This is a genomic window from Paenibacillus melissococcoides, from assembly GCA_944800085.1.
In the GTDB taxonomy this organism is placed as follows: Bacteria; Bacillota; Bacilli; order Paenibacillales; family Paenibacillaceae; genus Paenibacillus_B; species Paenibacillus_B melissococcoides.
Genome location: CALYLO010000006.1, coordinates 58381 through 79335 on the forward strand (window position 1 = coordinate 58381; position 20955 = coordinate 79335).

General features: G+C 55.4%; 17 protein-coding genes. 12 read left to right on the forward strand and 5 right to left on the reverse strand.

Annotated features, from left to right (window positions below):
• The first annotated feature begins 2 nt into the window (after positions 1-2).
• The 4 genes from OCY70_RS20610 (at position 3) to OCY70_RS20625 (ending at position 7744) form a co-directional block, all read left to right on the forward strand.
• Positions 3-956, forward strand: coding sequence for an ABC transporter permease (locus OCY70_RS20610; RefSeq protein ID WP_197256698.1), 954 nt, complete (start codon positions 3-5; stop codon positions 954-956).
• Positions 957-1629: 673 nt separating this feature from the next.
• Positions 1630-4305, forward strand: coding sequence for a YhgE/Pip domain-containing protein (locus tag OCY70_RS20615; RefSeq protein ID WP_213425980.1), 2676 nt, complete (start codon positions 1630-1632; stop codon positions 4303-4305).
• Between the two features lie 316 nt (positions 4306-4621).
• The gene (ant(6), locus tag OCY70_RS20620; RefSeq protein ID WP_213425979.1) at positions 4622-5476 is read left to right on the forward strand and encodes an aminoglycoside 6-adenylyltransferase; all 855 of its coding nucleotides are present in this window, start codon (positions 4622-4624) and stop codon (positions 5474-5476) included.
• A 933-nt stretch (positions 5477-6409) separates the two neighbouring features.
• Entirely contained in the window at positions 6410-7744 is a 1335-nt protein-coding gene (locus OCY70_RS20625; RefSeq protein ID WP_213425978.1) for a DRTGG domain-containing protein, read from the forward strand.
• A 91-nt stretch (positions 7745-7835) separates the two neighbouring features.
• Here the strand turns inward: OCY70_RS20625 and OCY70_RS20630 are convergent, their stop codons facing one another.
• The 3 genes from OCY70_RS20630 to OCY70_RS20640 all read right to left on the reverse strand — a co-directional run bounded on the left by OCY70_RS20630 (position 7836) and on the right by OCY70_RS20640 (position 9091).
• Entirely contained in the window at positions 7836-8147 is a 312-nt protein-coding gene (locus OCY70_RS20630; protein WP_213425977.1) for a YtpI family protein, read from the reverse strand.
• An 82-nt stretch (positions 8148-8229) separates the two neighbouring features.
• Positions 8230-8727, reverse strand: a complete 498-nt coding sequence (locus tag OCY70_RS20635) for a hypothetical protein (RefSeq protein WP_213425976.1) — start codon at positions 8725-8727, stop codon at positions 8230-8232.
• 37 nt (positions 8728-8764) lie between these two features.
• Positions 8765-9091: a YtrH family sporulation protein gene (locus tag OCY70_RS20640; RefSeq protein WP_006679841.1), complete on the reverse strand. Its 327-nt coding sequence runs from the start codon at positions 9089-9091 to the stop codon at positions 8765-8767.
• A gap of 155 nt (positions 9092-9246) precedes the next feature.
• On the opposite strand from OCY70_RS20640, the gene OCY70_RS20645 reads away from it, so the two are divergent.
• From OCY70_RS20645 to OCY70_RS20680, 8 genes are all read left to right on the forward strand, one after another.
• A complete protein-coding gene (locus OCY70_RS20645; protein ID WP_213425975.1) occupies positions 9247-12861 on the forward strand; it encodes a DNA polymerase III subunit alpha in 3615 nt (1204 codons plus the stop codon).
• Between the two features lie 104 nt (positions 12862-12965).
• Positions 12966-13466, forward strand: coding sequence for a phosphatidylglycerophosphatase A family protein (locus OCY70_RS20650; RefSeq protein ID WP_213425974.1), 501 nt, complete (start codon positions 12966-12968; stop codon positions 13464-13466).
• A 143-nt stretch (positions 13467-13609) separates the two neighbouring features.
• Entirely contained in the window at positions 13610-13798 is a 189-nt protein-coding gene (locus tag OCY70_RS20655; RefSeq protein WP_087445247.1) for a glutamate decarboxylase, read from the forward strand.
• Positions 13799-13923: 125 nt separating this feature from the next.
• Positions 13924-14805: an acetyl-CoA carboxylase, carboxyltransferase subunit beta gene (gene accD, locus OCY70_RS20660; protein WP_213425973.1), complete on the forward strand. Its 882-nt coding sequence runs from the start codon at positions 13924-13926 to the stop codon at positions 14803-14805.
• Positions 14795-15775 (forward strand): acetyl-CoA carboxylase carboxyltransferase subunit alpha, encoded by a 981-nt coding sequence (locus OCY70_RS20665; RefSeq protein ID WP_213425972.1) that lies wholly within the window; start codon positions 14795-14797, stop codon positions 15773-15775. Before accD ends, OCY70_RS20665 begins: the two co-directional genes overlap by 11 nt.
• Positions 15776-15920: 145 nt before the next feature.
• Positions 15921-17354 (forward strand): pyruvate kinase, encoded by a 1434-nt coding sequence (gene pyk / locus OCY70_RS20670; RefSeq protein ID WP_213425971.1) that lies wholly within the window; start codon positions 15921-15923, stop codon positions 17352-17354.
• Between the two features lie 123 nt (positions 17355-17477).
• Positions 17478-17957: an acyl-CoA thioesterase gene (locus OCY70_RS20675; RefSeq protein WP_249724396.1), complete on the forward strand. Its 480-nt coding sequence runs from the start codon at positions 17478-17480 to the stop codon at positions 17955-17957.
• A gap of 164 nt (positions 17958-18121) precedes the next feature.
• Positions 18122-18526, forward strand: coding sequence for an FxsA family protein (locus OCY70_RS20680; protein ID WP_213425969.1), 405 nt, complete (start codon positions 18122-18124; stop codon positions 18524-18526).
• Positions 18527-18994: 468 nt separating this feature from the next.
• On the opposite strand, the gene OCY70_RS35815 is transcribed toward OCY70_RS20680, so the two are convergent.
• Both OCY70_RS35815 and ytvI read right to left on the reverse strand, forming a co-directional pair.
• Positions 18995-19360 (reverse strand): ClbS/DfsB family four-helix bundle protein, encoded by a 366-nt coding sequence (locus tag OCY70_RS35815; RefSeq protein ID WP_315973930.1) that lies wholly within the window; start codon positions 19358-19360, stop codon positions 18995-18997.
• A 169-nt stretch (positions 19361-19529) separates the two neighbouring features.
• On the reverse strand, positions 19530-20645 hold the full coding sequence (gene ytvI, locus OCY70_RS20690) for a sporulation integral membrane protein YtvI (protein ID WP_213425968.1): 1116 nt from the start codon (positions 20643-20645) through the stop codon (positions 19530-19532).
• Positions 20646-20955 lie beyond the last annotated feature (310 nt).

Below are 20955 nucleotides of genomic sequence, written 5' to 3' on the forward strand. Positions count from 1 at the left end.
AGATGGAATTGCTCGGATCTTTAATCAACGGGACTCTCGTATTTGCAACAGCACTCGTCTTCGCCGCGCTGGGCGGACTCATTGCGGAGCGTTCGGGGGTTATCAACCTCGGCTTGGAAGGCTTCATGGTGTCAGGCGCGTTTTCCTCCGCGGTTGTGGCTTATTACGCCGAACAGGCGGGACTGGGTGCGGCTTCTCCATGGCTGGGCTGTCTGGCCGCGCTTATCTTTACCGTTATCTTCTCGGGCATTCACGTCATTGCCTCGGTTCGCTTCAAGGCGAATCAGGTCATTAGCGGGATCGTGGTCAATATGCTCGCCGCCAGCTCCACCTTCTTCCTGGTGAAGCTCATCTTCGACGGAGCGGCCGAGACGCCGGTCATCAGCAATGTGTTCCACCGGATTCACATTCCTTGGCTGAGCGATCTTCCGTTCGTGGGCAGAGCGTTCTTCCAGTCGTATCCGACGACGTATATCGCGCTGCTGCTCGTCATCATCGTCTATTACGTGATGTTCAAGACGCCGCTCGGCCTGCGGCTGCGGGCGGTCGGCGAGCACCCGGGAGCGGCGGACACGGCCGGGGTGAAGGTCAACCGGCTGCGCGGCTGGGCCGTCATGGTCGGCGGATCGATTGCCGCGCTGGGCGGAGCGACGATTGCGCTGACGGCGAACAGCAGCTTCGCGTCCAACACGATCTCCGGGCAGGGGTATATCGCGCTGGCCGCCGTTATCTTCGGCCGCTGGAATCCGATCGGCGCGACGTGCGCGGCGTTGTTCTTCGGCCTCGCGCAGGCGCTGCGAGATCAGGTTCAGCTGTACTCCTTCGCCAACGCGGTGCCGACGGAAGTATTCTATATGCTGCCGTACGTGCTGACGCTTCTCGTGCTGATCTTCACGGCCGGCAAGAGCAATTCGCCGTCTGCGCTCGGCGCGCCATATGAGCCGGGCAAGCGGTAATATCGACAGCAAGCGAATAGACTGGCCTATGGGGGGGCCCAAAAGTAGGATTTCACTACAGTGAGACAGCCCCCCCTGATTCTCAGCTCGACTCGCCGAAAAACTGCAAAACTACACTTTTCCTTTATGACGTGTACTCCGTTACAGGGAATCCTGCAAAACGGCATCAATTTCTGACTATCCAATCGATAAAAGACAAAAATCGATGAACATCATGTACTTTTGCAGGAATTTCATCAAATAGCGGCTGAAAGAGCAGAAATTGATGCATCCACGCAGCATTTCACTGCTTCATCCATCTTCCACCAGTTGCGCCGCCGTTTTTCCCGCATCCACATTCTCTGTTACCTCGTCATCTCCATCATTTCGCAGTGCCTGTGAGACACCCCCTTTTTTCATGTCCGGGCTTCCCGTCGCATACATTTTTCGTAGCTTCAGGCGCCGGTGCGCGCCCCTTTCTTCCATGCCGCGAGCTGACCGTGCGCGATTATTTTAAAACAAAAGAAAAACGCTGTTCTTATATCCGTTTTCATCCTTTTTTGAACCATTTTAAGGGGATTTGCCAAAAATAATCTGTTTGAATTCTGAAAAGGCGGGAGGTATAATATCAAACATCTGCAAAGTCAGAACTATTTTAACAAAATGGTCATTCGGTCAGTGAGGAGGTGACAGCATGAAGAGTCTTCGGTTTTTTTGGTCGGAATTTATGGGGGTTGTCCGTTCGAAGGATGTCCTGGTTCCGGTACTCGGTCTCCTGGTTATTCCGCTGCTGTACAGCGGCGTCTACTTGGTGGCGAACTGGGATCCGTACAGCAATGTGAAAAACATGCCTGTCGCAGTCGTGAATGAGGATCGGCCGGTGATGTATGAAGGCAAGGAGATCGCGATTGGGCGCGAGCTGATTGAGAAGCTGCACAGCAATGATGCGGTCGACTTCCATTTCGTGTCGCGCAAGGAGGGCGAGCGCGGATTAAGCGAGAACAAGTATTATTTGCTTATTATCGTGCCGGAAGAGATGTCGCATAACGCGACCACGATTCTCGACCCCAATCCGAAGCCGATGAATCTGATCTATAAGGAGAACAGCAGCTACAATTTCTTGTCCGGTCAAATCTCCGACAAGGTCGTGCAGAGCATCAAATCGGAGCTGTCGCAAAAGGTGACGGAGACCTATGTCGAGCAGATGTTCAATGCGATCGGCACCGTTGCGGAAGGATTGGGGGCCGCCAGCGAAGGGGCGGGCAAAATCGAGGACGGTCTGAGCCAGTTGGGCGACGGAATCGAGATGTTCCGGGACGAGTTGAATGCGCAGGTCGACTCGAAGACGGCGGAAGCGGAGACGATGGTCGAGAAGATGCTGGCCGAGAACGAGAAGAAGCTCGATCGGCTGATTCATGATGAAATAGACAAAACGATGGATACAAAGAAGCCGGAGCTGATCAAGAAGGTCCATCAAGACATCGATACCGAAGCCGAGAAGTACACCAAGGTTGTATATGATACCGTGCATACGCGGATCGACGATATGGTCAATGAGTACTCGCTATTGTCGAAGGAGAAGCTTCACGAGCAAATCGATAAGCAGTCCGTCATCTATGGGGCGGAAATCCGCAAGAAGCTGCATCAGGAAATCGACAACGCGTACAACAACAATCTGAATCAGGTGCTGGGCAAAATCAGCCGGGAGGTCGACAAGTCGATTACCGAGATGGAGCCGGCTGCCCGGGTGAAGATGCACAGCATTATTGACAAGGAGTACGACAATGTCGACAGCTCGATCCGTTCGACGCTGAACCGTTACATCGATGAGAAAGTGGATCAGCTCTTCGACGAGGCCATCAAGCGCGGGAAGGAGCAGTTGGGTAAAATCCAGGCGAACCTTGATCAACTGGAAGAGAAGCTGAAGCCTATCGGCGAGAAGCTGCCTCCGGAGCTCCAGCAGCAGTGGGAAGCGGCGAAGAAGCAGCTCGAAGAGGTTCGATCCCAGATCGAAGAAAACCTGACTCAAGCCAATCTGGAGCAGCTGCGCGACAAGGTGAAGCAGGATTTGAACAACATGGTCAACAAGGAGCTCGACAAGTTGAAGCCGGCCCTGCTCGCCAAGCTGCATCAGGCGGCGGACCAGAAGTTCGATCAGGTCTATCCGCAGGTGCGTTCGCTCGCCCAGCAGGTGGCGATGTCCAAAGCGAATGAGCTGGCGCCGAAGCTGCTGGCCAAGGCGCATCTCGTTGCCGAAGATATTTATCAGGAAAAATCGAAACAGCTCACCGACAAGCTTCATGACACGGTCGATTCCAAATGGATGGAGTACGAGCCGAAGGTCGTGGCGGGCCTCCATCGGAAGGCGAACGACGAGCTGGATCGGATGACGCCGGAGATTCTCACCAAGATTCATCAGGCGGCCGACGACAAGGTGAACAGTCTGGAGCCGATGGCCCGTGACATGCTGCACGACATGGCGGAGATGAAGCTGAAGGAAGCCGCCAAAAAGGTGCAGGACATGATCTTCGTCAAGATGAGCGATATGCTGAATCAGGTCGATCAAGCGAAGGATGCGATCAACGGCGGATTCGAGCAGCTGCTGGACGGTCAGGAGCAGCTGTTATCCGGCGGCGCGGAGCTTCGCCGGAAGCTGCAGGAAGGCGCGGATAAAGCGCAGCAGAACCCGACCGATAAGACATATGAAATGATTACGTCTCCGGTTGGCAGCGATAAAGTCGCGAATCATGATGTCACGACCTACGGCGTAGGCATGGCTCCGTATTTCCTGTCGCTTGGATTTTTCGTCGGGGCATTGATGTTCTCGATGGTCTATCCGCTGCGGGAGACCTACAACCGGCCGCCTTCCGGCACGGCCTGGATGACGAGCAAATACGGGTTCATGACGGTGGAGAGCGTTCTGCAGGTTGCCATTGCCGGACTGGTCGTCCTCAATGTGATTCATTTGCCGGTCACGAACGTGCCGATGTTCTTCGTCGTCTGTCTCGTTACCAGCTTAACGTTCTTTGCCATGATCCAATTTTTCATTACCTCATTCGGGAACGTAGGGCGCTTCATTATCATTTTGCTGCTCGTGTTCCAGCTGTCATCGACGGCAGGCACATTCCCGATTGAATTAACGCCGAAATTTTTCCAGATGCTGCACCCTTGGTTCCCGATGACCTACACCATCCGGGCCTTCCGCGGCGTCGTGTCGCTGGGCGACATCCAATACGTCTGGTTGAATCTCGGCAAGCTGTCCATCTTCCTCGTCCTGTCGCTTATCGGCAGCTGGATCTATTTCATTCTCAGCCACCGGAAGCTGGCGAAGACGGAGCAGTCGACGGATACAACCGCGGTGACCGGCTGACGCTGCGGCTGCAGCCTGAACCGGCGCAGAGAAAGATCGTGAAAAGACGCTTGGAACATTTCGTTCCGGCGTCTTTTTTTCGTGCTGGCTGCGTTAAGCTGTGATGTTGATATGCCGACAGTTGCGAACAATGGTTCCGTTACGAAGACAACCAGGAAAATGAAAATCTTACGTCGAATAAGTAAAACAAGCTCGCGATTTCATGTCCTGAGCGGGAAAGGAACGAACATCGGCCTTCGTGCAAGTGATGCGGCCATAGAGACGCTCTGCTTTTCCTTCTACAAAAGATAAAAGGTTAAGAACGGAGGACTATCCATTGAGAAGTGAACAAGAAATGATGAATCTTCTTGTCGATTTCGCCAGAAAGGATCAGCGAATCCGACTGGTCACCTTGGAAGGCTCGCGTACAAACCGCAATATTCCCCCGGATACGTTCCAAGATTATGACATTTCTTACTTTGTAACCGATATGGAATCGTTCAAGGAAAATGACCAGTGGCTGGACCTATTCGGGAAGCGGCTGATGATGCAAAAACCCGAGGATATGGAGCTTTTTCCGTCGGAGTTAGGGAATTGGTTTTCCTATATCATTCTTTTTGAGGATGGAAATAAATTAGACCTCACCCTTATTCCGATGAACGAGGTGGAGGATTATTTTGACAAGAGCGACGGGTTGGTGGGGGTTCTGCTTGATAAGGATGCTCGTATCCAGAACGAAGTGATCGCTGATGACCGTCAATATTGGATAAAAAGGCCGACTGCAAGAGAATTTGATGATTGCTGCAATGAGTTCTGGATGGTGGCAACCTACGTCGTCAAAGGCTTGGCGAGAAAAGAACTCCTGTTTGCGATCGACCATTTGAACGAGATTGCGCGGCCGAACCTATTGCGAATGATGGCTTGGCAGATTGGCTCCGAGCATGGATACAACTTCAGCGTAGGGAAGAACTATAAATTTATTGATCGCTACCTTCCGCAGGAAGACTGGAAAAGGCTGCTCTCCACCTATTCGCAGAACCGTTATGAAGAAATGTGGCAGTCTTTATTTACTTGCTATGAACTATTCCGCACATACGCTAAGACTGTGGCCGCAAGTCTCGGATACAACTATCCGGATTACGACGAAGCCATCACGAAGTATACCGAAAATATCTATCATTCATTGAGGTGAACGATGTAAAACGGCCGCCCTTATCGTGGGCGGTTCTATTTTTGAGCGATGGCGAGTATCCCCGTAGGTCAGAAAGGACAAGCTGTCGTAAATACGTAAAGAAGTCCCCCTTATTTCGGGTTAGCAGATGACCCTTGTTTTCCTCTTATGACCAATATCCCAACGGATAAGAGAAAAAGATACGATGACTTATCCCACGCTCTCGTCCTGCTGTATGAAGGGCATTTGCATTTTCCCGGCACCCGCCTTGGTCCGCCTCGCATGCCAGCAACTTGCCGTCTGCATGCCGCTTGCAGGCCGTCTGCGCCACGGAGCATCAGGCATCCCTAATGTGGTCCACGCTGGACGTAACAGTGAACAGAGGTTCAGTGCATTTTTTTGGGTAGAAGTATTTTCATGGAATACTCCCCTTTTTGCGAGAAAAGTCAGGATTGAATAGGTGATGGCGCATTGACCAGTTCAATAGATGATGGAACCAAGATGACGGCATTGACGGGTTGAACGGTTGGAAGTGTGCGAATGGAAGTCTTCTGACAGGATGGGAGAGTGCGAGTAAGACAGCGGAGGAGCCTGACGGGATGGGAGAGTGCGCGTAAGGCAGCGAGGGGACCTAAGCGCATGAGAGAATGAGCATTAGAGGAGGCAATATAATCGGTGGGCAGTTGACCGCCCGGTATTGCCCGAGGCGCCTGAGAGGTTGGGAGACTGCTAATAAGAATACAAAAGAATATAAATCTGCTGTTATAATCCACTGCCGCCAGAATATAATGCGCCACTACATAGTACTCCAACAGCGCAGCAGCGCCAATGAAGAGAGAATCCCCCTGCATGATAGGGGATCAAACCACCGGAACCGATTTTTTTGCATCGTTCTTTAAAGATATGCTATCATAAATACAGCATACAACAGATCGGAGTTCGGGGGTGTAACAGATGGAAGGGAATGATGGGACGGTCACGAAGTATGAGAAGTTGCTCCATCATATCGAGGGCTTGAAGCCGGGAACGAAAATATCGGTCCGCAAGCTGGCGAAGGAGATGTCGGTGAGCGAGGGGACCGCTTACCGCGCCGTCAAAGAGGCCGAGAGCATCGGCATCGTCATTACGAAGGAGCGGATAGGGACGGTCCGCGTCGAGAAGAAGCCGCGAAATATGTCGGACAACCTGACCTTCGGCGAAGTGGTCGACATATTAGGCGGGCATGTGCTGGGCGGCGGCAAAGGTCTTGAGAAGACGCTGAACAAATATGTCATCGGGGCGATGAAGCTCGACGCGATGGAGCGCTATATCGATGCCGGCAGCCTGCTTATCGTCGGGAACCGGGAGGATGCGCACCGGCTTGCCTTGCAGCACGGCGCCGGCGTCCTGATCACCGGGGGATTCGGCACGAGCCGCGAGGTCAAGCTGCTGGCCGATGCGCTGAATCTGCCGATTTTTTCGTCGAAATATGACACGTTCACCGTCGCCTCGATCATTAACCGCGCGCTGTTCGACCGCTTAATCAAGAAGAAGATTATGATCATCGAGGATATCGTCACGTTGAAATCGAAAATGTATGTGCTGCGTCCTTCGAGCACAGTGCATGATTTCGAGCGGATGCGGGAAGAGACGGGGCACAGCCGCTTCCCGGTCGTGGACGAATGGAACCGCGTCATCGGGATGATGACGTATAAGGATATGCTCGGCGCGGATTCGCAGCAGACGATCGAGAAGCTGTATACGCGAAACCCGCTGACGGCCACGCTGCAGACAACGCTGGCGACGGCCGCCCATACGATGGTGTGGGAAGGGGTGGAACTGCTTCCTGTCGTCGATCGGAGCCGGAAGCTGATTGCCGTCGTGACGCGCCGCGAGGTGCTGAATGCGCTCCGGGACGCGCGCCAGGAGACGCAATTGGGCGAGACATTCGTTGATTTGATATGGAACGGCTTCGAGGAACAGCGGGACGAGGAAGGAAATCCGATATTCCGCGGGGGGATTACGCCCCAGATGGTCAACGGCTTCGGCGCGGTGTCGGAGGGCATACTGACGACGCTGATGACGCAAGCCGCGCTGCGGGCGGTGAAGGAGATGCGGAGCTATGATCACGTGATGGACAATATCACCACGTATTTCGTCCGTCCGCTCCAGATTGAAGATGTTGTCACTTTGAAGCCCCAGTTGATCGAAATGAGCCGGAAGTTCTGCAAGCTGGAGGTTGAGATTCGGCACGGAGAGGTGCTGGCGGCCAAAGCGATGATGACGATGCAGTCGATTGATCACGACTGATTCCCGCCTTTCAACGGCGAATAGCCTCTGCCCACCGTGGGCAGAGGCTATTTATGCGCCATCATGCGAGGGCGCATGGATGTGCGGCGGCTTATTTCGAGGAGCCGACCCCGTCCAGAATGCGCTGGAAGTGCATATGGTTGCGCACGCCGGCCAGCAGATTGAACAGCCCGAGCAGCATGACGACGGCGCCGACAATGATGCGCATTGTCGAGGCGGAGTACACGATCGCCTGAATGCCGGCCAGGCAGAGCAGCATCAGTCCCATGCAGATGTTCATTCTGGCCGCGAACAGGCCGCGGAGCACCGTGTCCGTCTGCCGCCGGGAGCGGATGCTGAAAAAGACGGACAGCACGGATGAGATGCACAGTAACAGGAACAGCGTCCATTGAATCCATTCCATCAGGAAGAACTCTCCTTCTCACATGCTTTTCATAGGTTATGGCTGTCCCTAGTGTACCACAGATTCCGCCGCATCCCAATATTTAGGGCACCTTTGCCGGAATATAAGGTTTGACATCGACCCAAACGTGGAGCACGCCCTCGGTGACAAGCATCGTGCGCAGCAGCACGGTGTAGTCCTTCTCTTGCACATCGGGATATATCTTGTTGGCCAAGAGACCCTCGACCAGCTTCGAATGTTCGTCAATCTGGAAGACGTCCCTGCCCTTCAAGCCGGATAAATCCTTGAGCAGGCGGCGCCGTATCTCGGTCTCATGGGCCTGGGGAAGAGCCGTGCCCGTGGCGGGCTCATAAATATGAACCTCGATGCTTTTGACAATCGTCCGCCGGTTCTTGTAGCGAAGCAGATCCTCCGCTTCCGCCTTATAATGGGCCAGCCTGTCCTGCAGGTCGATGTTCATCATCATCAACTCGTTGAACTGGTGCACGTGCATCGCATGATATACCGCCGCGCCAATGACGGTTCCGACCAGGACGAGCGCGATGTCGCCCAGCCATCTTGGTACTGCCTTCAGCCGCATAGGCCCGCCCCCTCTCGCGGCCGGCGCTTTTCTGCGGCTAGATTCGGCTTCGGCATATCCATTGAATCAGCTCGGTTCCCATATGGGCGCCGATGAAGGAGACGAGGATGTAGAGAAGCTGCTTGAAGACCGGGGAGAGGTTCCCGTCCAGGAAGTTGCTTTCGATGACGCGTATCGGGTCGATCGTTCCGCCGACGGCGGCGACGACGGCCCATATTTTCAATTGCTCGGAAATATGCTGCATCGTATCGACCGGCGATTGCAGCGCGACGACGGCTCCGATGCCGGCCAGTATTGATCCGCCCAGCACAACGCCGAAGGCGATGAAAAAATCGATGAGCGCTTTGGACAGAAACGTACCCATTGCATGGTTTCTCCTTTCCTGCTCCCGCGGGTGCCCGGCGGACAAGATGTCCTTTATACATATATAGAATTTCCGTGAAAAAATATGATACAATACAAGATAGACGAAAATATGTTCCCATACATGGCATGGCACAAGAAGGGGAGGGGAAGGCTATGGAACCGTTCGTGCACCTGCACGTTCACAGTGAATACAGCCTGCTTGACGGTGCGGCCCGCATCGAGAATCTGGCCGCGCGGGCGGCTCAATATGGGATGAAAGCGCTGGCGCTTACGGATCATGGGGTCATGTACGGGACCATCGCCTTCTACAAAGCTTGCCTAGCGCACGGCGTCAAGCCGATTATCGGCATGGAGGCCTATGTTACGCCCGGGTCGCTTCATGATAAGGGCTCGCGCAAGGAGCAGCCGATCTATCACCTGATTCTGCTGGCGAAGAACGAAGAAGGCTACCGCAATCTGATGCGGATTACGTCCATCGGGCATTTGGAAGGATTTCACTATAAGCCGCGAGTGGACATGGACACGCTGCGCCGGCATGCGGACGGCATCATCGCGCTGAGCGCCTGCCTTGGAGGAGAGGTGTCCCGGCATGTGCTCCACGGGCGCGAAGAGGCCGCCCGGGAGGCGGCGGAACGCTATCGCGATATATTCAAGGACGGATTCTATCTGGAGCTGCAGGACCACGGGCTGCCCGAGCAGAAGAAGGTCAATCTCGGCCTTGTCGCGCTCAGCGAGGCGACGGGCATTCCGCTTGCGGTTACGAATGATGTTCATTATATGGAGGAAGAGGACGCCGCGGTGCAGGATGTCCTCATCTGCATCGGCACGGGCAAGACGAAGGAAGACGAGGATCGGCTGAAGATGGGGACGACCCAGATGTACTTCAAGTCGGCGGAGGAGATGAACGCGCTGTTCCGCCACGTTCCGGAGGCGGTTGCCAATACGGCTCGCATTGCGGAGCAATGTCAAGTGACCCTGGACCTTGGCGCCTCGATTCTTCCTTCCTTCGAGCCGCTGCCGCCGGGGGTGTCCGCCCCCGATTATTTGCGCCGGCTCTGCCAGGAAGGGCTTGAACGGCGCTATGCGGATCGGCCCGCCTGGTCGGACGAGGAGTTCCGCGCGGCGGCGCAGGAGCGGCTCAACTACGAGCTGGACACGATCGAGAAGATGGGGTTCTCCGATTATTTCCTCATCGTGTGGGATTTCATCCGCTTCGCGCATGAGCAGGGCATTATGACCGGGCCTGGCCGGGGGTCGTCCGCCGGCAGTCTGGTTGCCTACAGCCTGCGCATTACAAATGTGGACCCGCTTAAATACCGGCTGCTGTTCGAGCGGTTCCTCAATCCTGAACGGATTACGATGCCGGATATCGACATCGATTTCAATGACGAGCGGCGCGACGAAGTCATCCGCTATGTGGCGGACAAATATGGCCATGACCGGGTCGCGCAGATCATCACCTTCGGCACGATGGCCGCGCGCGCGGCCGTGCGGGATGTCGGCCGGGTGTTGAACGTGCCGTATAACGAGACGGATCGGGCGGCTAAGCTCATCCCGAACCAGATTGGCATGACGCTCGCCAAGGCGCTGAACGCAAGCAGCGAGCTGCGCGAATGGAAGGAGCGCCAGCCCCGCATCGGCGAGCTGCTGGACATGGCGGCGAAGGTGGAGCGGATGCCGCGCCACGCTTCGACCCACGCGGCGGGCGTCGTCATCAGCCGCGAGCCGCTGACGGATTATGTGCCGCTGCAGGCCGGGACCGAACACGCGGCGCTTACGCAATATTCGATGGAGCATCTGGAAGCGGTCGGGCTGCTGAAGATGGACTTTCTCGGCCTGCGCACGTTATCGATTATCGAGCGCACGCTTGGCTGGGTGAAGAAGGATACGGGAGACGAGATCGGCCTGAACGTGCTCGACGACACGGATCCGGCCACCTATGCGCTTATGTGCAGAGGGGATACGACGGGCGTATTCCAGTTGGAATCGGCCGGCATGCGCCGCGTGCTGCGGGAATTGAAGCCATCGTCGTTCGAGGATATCATATCCGTTCTTGCATTATACCGGCCGGGTCCGATGGAGTTCATCCCGAATTTTATTCAGAGCAAGCACGGCCTGAAGCCGGTGGAATACCCGCATCCCGATCTGGAGCCGATTCTTCGGGACACCTATGGAATTATCGTCTATCAGGAGCAGATTATGCACATCGCTTCCAAGATGGCGGGCTTCAGCCTGGGGGAAGCGGATTTGCTGCGGCGTGCTGTGTCGAAGAAGAAGCGCGAAGTGCTGGATCAGCAGCGCCAGCATTTCGTGGAAGGCAGTCTGGGGCAGGGTTATTCAGCGGAGGAAGCGAACCGGGTGTACGACATGATCGTCCGCTTCGCCGACTACGGCTTCCCGCGCGCCCATGCGGCGGCGTATGCCGTGCTCGCCTTCCAGACGGCTTATCTCAAGGCGCATTATCCGACAGAATTCATGGCGTCCATGCTGACGGCCAATATGGGCAGCCACCGGAAGGTGGCGGAATATATCGACGATTGCCGGCGGCTCGGCATCGAGGTGCTGCCGCCGGATGTCAACGAGAGCTTCGTGCCGTTCACGCCGGTCGCGGGCGGCATCCGCTTCGGCCTGGGCGCGATCAAGAACGTCGGCACGCTGGCGATCGACAGCATTATTCGCGAGCGGCAGGAGCGGCCTTATGCGGATTTGCTCGATTTTTGCCGGCGGGTCGATCTGCGGGTCTGCAACCGGCGGGTCATCGAGTCGCTCATCCAAGGCGGAGCCTTCGATTCCTTGCCGGGGCACCGCGCCCAATTGCTGGCCATGATCGACGAGACGCTGGAGGCGGCCGCGAAGTGGCGGAAGGATCGGGAGGATTTGCAGATCCAATTCCTTGACCTCGTCGAGGTGAACAACTGGACGATCGATTATCCCGAGGTCCAGCCGCTAACGATGTCGCAGCAGCTGGAGCTGGAGCGGGAATTGCTCGGCCTCTATCTGTCCGGGCATCCGCTGGACGAATATGATCAATTGCTGGAGGAGCTCGATACCGACCGGCTTGTCGACCTGCACGAAGCGCCAGACGAGAGCGAGTGCATCGTCGCCGGCATGATCGTGTCCCTCCGCGCCATTACGACGAAGAAGGGCAAGCCGATGGCCTTCGCCGAGCTGGAGGACCGCGTGGAAAGGGCCGAAATCGTGCTATTCCCCGAAGTGTGGAAGCGGGCGGAGCGGCTCGTCGGCAAGGGCGCGCTCGTGGCGGTGCAGGCGAAGGTGCAGCTTGAGGACGAGGGCTTCAAGCTGCTCGCCCACGAGGTGGTGCCGCTCGAGGCCGGCGCGATCTCCGGCCTGGCGAAGCGCCTCGCCGCCCGGCGGCGGAAGCCGCTTGCGGCAGGGATGCGCGCGCCGGACGCCGCCGCGCCCGCAGCGGCCGGCGCCGCCGGACACCGCGCCTCGCCGCCGCGCCCGGCTTCGGCCCGCCGGCCGCAGGATGCGCCATCGGCAGGCTCCGGCGCCAAGAGCGCGCCGCGCGAGGCGAAGCGCCAGCGCGTCTACATCAAGATTACGGCCGACCGCGAGCGGCCGGAGCTGCTGGAGGAGCTGAAGCGGCTCCTCCGGACGCAGCCCGGCCCGCTGCCGACCGTGCTGTTCTACGAGCGCGAGCAGCAGCTTCTCGCGCTGAACGACTCGTACGCGCTGAAGCCTTCGCCGGACCTGTTCAAGCGCATCGAGGCGCTCTTCGGCGAAGGAAGCGTACGCGTAAAATAATGATGAAGCGGTGAACATTTCCTCGCCCTTCCGCATACATTTTAGATACGTCTCAGATGCAGGAGACAAGTCCGAACGGAGGACTGGGAAGGGAGGGGATCGCCATGCCGACCGATATGGCCGAGCAATGGCTCAAACGGCGGGGTGTCACCCTGGACAGCATCGCGGACATCGTGTATCAGCTTCAGTCGCCTTACAATGCGTCGCTGACGATGGAAGCGTGCCTGGATAGCGTGCGGACGGTCATCCGCAAGCGGGAAGTGCAGTATACGCTCATCACCGGCATTGCGCTGGATGAGCTGGCGGAGCAGAAGCGGCTGCCCGAGCCGCTGCAATCGATTATGGAAGCGGATGAATCCTTGTACGGAGTGGACGAGACGCTCGCGATGGGGATTACGAACGTATACGGCATGATTGGATTAACGAGCTTCGGCTATTTGGACAAAGCGAAGATCGGCGTCATCCGCGAACTCAACGATAACCGGGAGCAGGTGCATGTCTTTCTCGACGATATCGTCGCCGGATTGGCGGCGGCGGCTTCCGCCCGCATCGCTCACCGGAATCGGGACGCGCGCAGCTATGATGCGGCAGATGAAGCGCTGTAGCTTGATCGAGTGTTCCGAAGACTCCCCTGACATACATGACGGCTAACGATTCCACCGGATTTGGTTGCGGTGAAAATGTCAATTATGTTATCATTATGGCATTATATGAGCCGTACTTGGGACGTTAGGGGGGTCATACGCGCATGTGGACAGTCATCTACATCGCTCCGACTGCCAATTTAGCAGAGAAGATCCGGATCAGATTGACAGAGGAAGGATTTCTCGTTCAGGTTCGCCCTGTCCATCTCTCCAAACAACAATTTGAAATCCTGGTACCTTCCGGGGAAGTCGAGGAAGTTCAAGAGGTGCTCAATTCGATTTTGCATGCATGAGACGGCTGATGGATGAACGCTAGGTTGTTCAGACAGCCGATTTTTATTGCCTGCGGTTAGGACAATCTCTGGGGAGCCGCAACGCTGCTCCTTGCTGAGAAATCACGCCTAAAGAGGTGTAACGGGTGTTTAAAGACTTATTTCAAAAGAAAAAGTACGCCACAGTACCTTCGCCGATGATGAACGATGATCGTCCTAAGCGTGAAATACCCGAAGGGTTAATGAACAAATGCCCGAAATGCGGCACGATTCAGTATCATAAAGAATTTCAAAAAAACCTGAAGGTATGCTCGGAGTGCAATCATCATCTGCGATTGAATGCGTGGGAACGCATCGAAATGACCTTGGATGAAGGCCGTTTCTTTGAATATGACGCGGAAATGGATTCGGTCGACCCGCTTCAGTTCCCGGATTATATGGAGAAGCTGAATCTTCAAAAAGCAAAGACGGGTTTGAAAGAAGCTGTAATTACCGGCGAAGGCACCATTGGCGGTTTTCCGGTTGTGGTTGCTGTCATGAGCTTTGAGTTTTTCACGGGAAGCATGGGTTCGGTCGTCGGCGAGAAGGTGACGCGCGCGATTGAGACGGCGCAGCAGAAGCAATATCCTCTGATCATCTTCTCCACCTCCGGGGGAGCGCGGATGCAGGAGAGCATCCTGAGCTTGATGCAGATGGCGAAGACGAGCGCGGCTCTGGCCAAGTTCCATGAGGCCGGCGGTTTGTATATTTCCGTCTTCACCGATCCGACGATGGGGGGCGTATCGGCCAGCTTCGCGATGCTTGGCGACATTATTCTGGCGGAGCCAGGCGCGCGAATTGGCTTTGCCGGGCGGATTGTCATCGAGCAGACGATTCGCCAGAAGCTGCCGGACGAGTTCCAGACGGCGGAATTTAACTTGAAGCACGGACAGATCGATCTGGTCGTTCCGCGCAAGGATATGCGCCAAACATTGATCAAGCTGATTGATCTGCATACCGTGAAAGGAGAGGTGACGCATGGCGGGTGAGCTTCCGTTCGAGCAGCCTTTGGTAGAGTTGAAGAAGAAAATTGACGAGCTAAAGCGGTTCGGCGAAGAAAAGAACATAGACTTTACTGAAGAGATCGCCCGGTTGGAGCAGCGTTACGCCAAGCTGGCCGAGGACATTTACACCACGATCAGTCCGTCGCAGAAAATGCACTTGGCACGACATCATCAACGTCCGACCGCGCTTGATTTCATTCAGCATATTTTTACCGATTTCATCGAACTGCATGGAGACCGCCTGTTCGGCGACGATCTTGCGATCGTCGGCGGATTGGCGCGTCTGAACGGCATTCCCGTCACGGTTATCGGCCATCAGCGCGGGAAGGATACGAAGGACAATATTGCCCGCTTTTTCGGGAGCCCCCATCCGGAAGGCTTCCGCAAGGCGCTGCGCCTGATGCAGCAAGCGGACAAGTTCAAGCGCCCGATCATTACGTTTATCGACACGAAGGGCGCCTATCCGGGCAATACGGCGGAAGAGCGCGGTCAATCCGAGGCGATCGCACGCAATTTGCGGGATATGATGCTGCTCCGCGTTCCGGTCATATGTGTCGTTATCGGCGAGGGCGGCAGCGGCGGAGCCTTGGCTTTGGGCGTGGGCAACCGCGTGCTGATGCTCGAAAATGCGATCTATTCCGCCATCTCCCCGAACGGGGCGGCCTCCATTCTGTGGAAGGACGCGTCGAAGGCCGAAGAGGCAGCGGAAGCGATGAAGATTACGGCAGACGATCTGAAGGAAATGGACGTCATCGAGGAGATCATTCCCGAGCCGCGTGGCGGAGCCCACAAAGATGTGGAAGCTGCTTCAGCCGAAGTCAAAGCAGCGCTTGTCCGCCATCTGTCAGACCTGCTGGAGATGAGCGCCGATGAACTGCGGGAGGACCGTTATGAGAAATTCCGCCGCATCGGGGTTTTTGAAGAACAAACCAAGGTCGGAAGTACCGAATCATAAAAACGGTATATGCTGGCAAAACTAAATATTATGATAATCTTCATATACAAACTTGCCGTTTTATAGTAAATTAGATAGATGAGAGCATACGCAAGATATGCAAAAGTAGACATAAAAAGAGAGCACAACATTGGAGGAAACTCATATGCGTAAAACGAAAATTGTCTGTACGATCGGTCCTTCCAGCGAATCCTTGGAAAACATCAAGAATTTGATTATGGCCGGCATGAACGTCGCTCGACTGAACTTCTCGCACGGCGACTTCAAAGAGCACGGCAACCGCATCAAAAATATTCGCCAGGCTTGCGCCGAGTTGAACAAGACAGTTGCTATCTTGCTTGATACCAAAGGCCCGGAAATCCGTACGGGAAAATTGGCCGTAGAGCCGATTGACCTCGTTCAGGACGAATATGTTACATTGACGACGGAAGAAATTATGGGAGACAAGGACCGCATCTCGGTTACATATAAAGAATTGCCGCAAGATGTGGAAGTCGGTTCGACGATTCTAATCGACGACGGTCTGATCGGACTGTCTGTCGTTGATATTCAAGGCACGGAGATCAAATGTAAAATCGTTAACGGCGGAACGATTAAGAGCAAAAAAGGCGTAAACGTTCCAGGCGTGAAGATTTCCCTGCCGGGCATTACGGAGAAAGACGCAAATGATATCCGCTTCGGGATTGAACAGGGTATCGACTTCATTGCGGCTTCTTTTGTGCGTAAAGCAAGCGACGTCATGGAGATCCGCAACCTGCTCGAAGAGAACAATGCAGGCCATATCCAAATCATCTCGAAAATCGAGAACCAAGAAGGCGTGGACAACCTCGACGAGATCCTGGAAGTGTCCGACGGCCTGATGGTTGCGCGCGGAGACCTTGGCGTCGAGATTCCGGCGGAAGAAGTGCCTCTCGTTCAGAAGCGAATGATTGAGAAGTGCAACCTGGCCGGCAAGCCGGTCATTACCGCAACGCAAATGCTTGATTCCATGCAGCGCAATCCGCGTCCGACCCGCGCCGAAGCGAGCGACGTGGCGAACGCCATCTTCGACGGCACCGATGCAATCATGTTGTCCGGCGAGACGGCTGCAGGTAAATATCCGGTAGAGTCGGTGCTCACGATGTCCCGCATTGCGGAGAAAGCCGAGTCTGCGCTCGAATATCATGAGATTCTGGTGAAGCAAAGCTCGAAGCAGCAGGCAACCGTAACCGACGCGATCAGCCAAGCGGTAGCGAACTCTGCATTGGATCTGGATGCGAAGGCGATTATCAGCTCTACGCAGACAGGCTATACGGCACGGATGGTATCCAAATACCGTCCGAAGGCGCCAATCATCGCCGTCACTCCATCGGAGCAAGTGATGCGCGGACTGTGCCTGTCCTGGGGCGTCGTTACGGTCAAGAGCGAAGCGGCTAATTCGACAGACGAAATGTTCGATGAAGCGGTTCGCGGCGGCGTGAAGACGGGCATCGTATCCGAAGGCGACCTCGTTGTCATTACGGCTGGGGTGCCTACCGGCTGCGCAGGTTCCACGAACTTGATCAAGATTAGCCAAATCGGTCAAAACCGTATTTCCTAATCGGCAGATTTTGACACGGACATCGATTCCATAAAAAACAAGCAGAAGCAATGGTGCAACCGCCATTGCTTCTGTTGCATTTGTGAGCGGAGGCTCCATAGGATACAATAGGGGGGAATGGGAATGAGCGATTCCGGAATGAGCCCGCAAGCTGGGTGGCATGGATTTCCGCTGCGCGTCCGCTATCAGGAGACCGACCGGATGGATGTTGTCTTCCACGGCAATTACGTCACTTGGTTCGAGGTGGGCCGCACGGAATGGATTCGGGCCCAAGGTTTAACCTACCGTGAACTGGAGGCGCGGGGATTGCTGCTGCCGGTAGTCGATCTGCATCTGCATTTTATGCGCCCGGCGGTATACGACGACACGGTTGTCGTGTTCACGAAGCTCATCCAACGGACGGCGCTGCGCCTCACCTTCGCCTCCTGCATCTGCCGCGGAGGCGAGGGGGTTGCCGAAGCCGGATGGTATGCCGAGCCGGAGGGCGAGCGTCTCGTCGAAGGCGAGACGACGCTGGCATGGCTGAACGCGGACTGGAGGCCGGCCCGGCTCGAGCGGGAAGCGCCTGATGTATGGGAGCTGTTGAAGCAGGCATGTCCTTGACGCTCCTTCAGGGGCTGCATCGCTACGGAGGATGTTCGCGTCGCGGATACGGATGACCGCTCGGGCATCGGCGGAGAGCAAAGGAGATAACGTGGCAAGCTGCGCTCGCGCAAGCCTCGGCTTCGTGGCGGCAGCATGAACTTCAGTGGGAAGGAGATGCGAGCATGAACCCGATCATGATAGGCATACTTATCGTATTGACCTTAATTCCGGCCTTGGAGATATACGGCTTCCTCCTCGTCAGCGGCTGGATAGGAGGGTGGAACACCTTCCTCCTGATCCTTCTGACCAGTGTAATCGGCGCGATCATCGCGCGCTACGAGGCGGCTCAGGTATGGGGAGATGCCCAGAAGCAGCTTCAAGCGAGACAGGTTCCGGGGCGGGCGGTCATTGACGGGCTCTGTATATTGGCGGGCGGCGTGCTGCTGCTGACCCCCGGGTTTTTCACGGATATTGTGGGCTTCACGCTCGTGTTTCCGCTGACCCGGCCCCTATACAGGCATTACATGCTCAAATGGATTGAAAAGAAAATGAAGGACGGCAGCTTCATCTACTATCGGCGGTATTGATGAAGTCGGCCTGAGCAGACAACGACATGATGCGTGCATCATGTCGTTGTACCGTTTCGTGCAAATATCAGCGATGGTGTCCCCATCGGTCATGACAGGTAAGCACGTCTGAGCGCTTTATGAACTCTATCCCATAGCGTCAGGGGCAGGCAAGCACGTATGAGCACCTTATAAGCGATCTCCCATAGCGTCAGGACAAGTGAACGTGGAGCAGCGCCTTATATACGATATCCCACTCCGTCAGGGCGGATAGGTACGCAGCAGCGCCTTATAAGCGTTATCCCACTCTATCAGGACAGGTACGCACGAAGGGGAAGGGGCATTACGCCCTTATCCATCCAGTCTTCTTAGTTGGCAGGCTGCGGCCCCTGACTCCTTGGGATATTGGTTATAAGGCCTTCCCGATAGTACATTTCCATTCGACAAAGGCACCGCACAAGAACAAGCACACGAGCACCAAAACAAGCACTATCCCATGAACAAGCATTTAAACAAGCACTTAAATAAGAACTTGGACAAAAACATGAATTCGTACAAGAACCGCCAATTGCACCCGACACTCTCCATCACGCCAACCCCCGGCGCCGGCATGATAACGGGTTTTCCCGCCAGTTCATCTTTGTCCCAGCCCATAACAAGGTTCAGCCAACCGAGCTGGTAGGCGATGATTTCGGCGGAAGTTCGATCGACTTCCGGAACTCTGCAGTCCTTTTGGCTATCGTCAATTCCTTCGAACTCGCCATCCAGCAGCAGATATGCGGCATGGATAGTTCTTTTTTTGAGGTGTATTCGTAGCTTGCCATGGCGGCGCTCCTTTACAGGTTTTCTTTTTATTTTACAAGCTTGAACCTGACACCTCTATGTCATATTCCGACTGCTCCCCCCTGCAAAATTGATTCCTCTACCGCGATATCATGCGGCATGCGGCCACGGCTCTCTGAAACGCGAAGAACGAGGTTTTCTCTCCCTCTAGGCGATTGCTCGCCAATCTTGCCGCGGCCTCTCAATGCCTCCCGGCCATAATGTAGTTGCGCAAGTCCGTGAATATTCCAGCGCGGTGCAGCGCGGCGATGATGACGACGGCGACGGGCCCCGCGATCAGGCCGAGCACGCCGAGCAGCTTGAGACCGGCAAAGGTGGCCATAAGCATGATGAGCGGATCGAGCCCGAGGCTGGAGGCGAGTACTTTGGGCTCCATCACCTGGCGGGCGACGAGGACAATCGCATAGAGGACGGCAAGTCCAATGCCGAAGGAGGAATTGCCGATCGCGAAGCTGTATATGATCCAAGGCACCATGACAGCTCCGACGCCCAGGTAGGGGAGCAGATCGACGAGGCCGACGAGCAGCCCGATCGTGATCGCGTAGTCGACCCGGAGCAGAATAAGGCCGATCGTGACGAAGACCATCGTCATTGAGATGAGCAGGAACTGCGCCCGGCAGTAGCCGAACAGGGCCCCCTTCAGATCATGCCAGATGGTGCCGGCCGGCGTCCGGAGCGGCTCCTGCACCCAGGAGAGCACCACGCGCCGCCACCGCAGCCAATCCTTGCTGATGAAGAAGGCGGCAAGCAGGACGACGATCGCGATAGTCGCGACGTTGGGCAGGCTGGTCAGCAGCCGGACGATGCCGTCCAGGAAGAGCGTGATCAGATTCGTAATCGCGGTTGTTACGGTCTGTGCGGTATCGGCGAGATTGCGGTTGATCGAATCCTGGACATTCGGATTGTCCTTATAGATCGAGCTGATCAGGTGGATGAACTGCTGCACTTCCCCGCTGTCGAAAAAACGGACAAACAGCTCCCTCCATTGATTCAGTGTGTAATCCATCGTTAACGAGACCGTGTATATTTCCTTGACGATGCGCGTAATGACGGCGGCCGCTATCGTCATCATTCCGAGCAGGAACAGCAGCAGCGACACCGTGACGCTGAGCCAGCGGGGGAAGCGCAGCGATTCGCTCATCCAATCGACGATCGGATTCAGCAGGAGCGCGATCAGCCACGCGATTAAGAACGGGTACATCACAGGCAAGAGAACGTAGCAAGCGACGCAGACAAGGACGGATCCTCCCAGGACAAGGCTTCCTCTCCACAGCCGTTTCAACAGTATGTGATTCATTTTCCCGTCTCCTTTCCGGCTTGGGTGACCGGGATTCCTGCTTCCCGGATCCGAACGTGGGACAGACCTCTATATGTAATGCTATGCTAAAAATCACAATACTTTCATTTTTATTTTCACAAAAAGCATTTATAGACGTGATAAAGCATTTCTATCCACATTCTGTAATGAAACCGTTCACAGTTCCGACAAAATCCTTTATGATTTAAAGTAGAAAGAACCTGCCTATTTCCAAATAGTCAGGGAACATCAGGATTGGCAGAGAAAAGGGAAGCTGGGATTGATATAGGTTAGTAATGCAAAGGAGAGA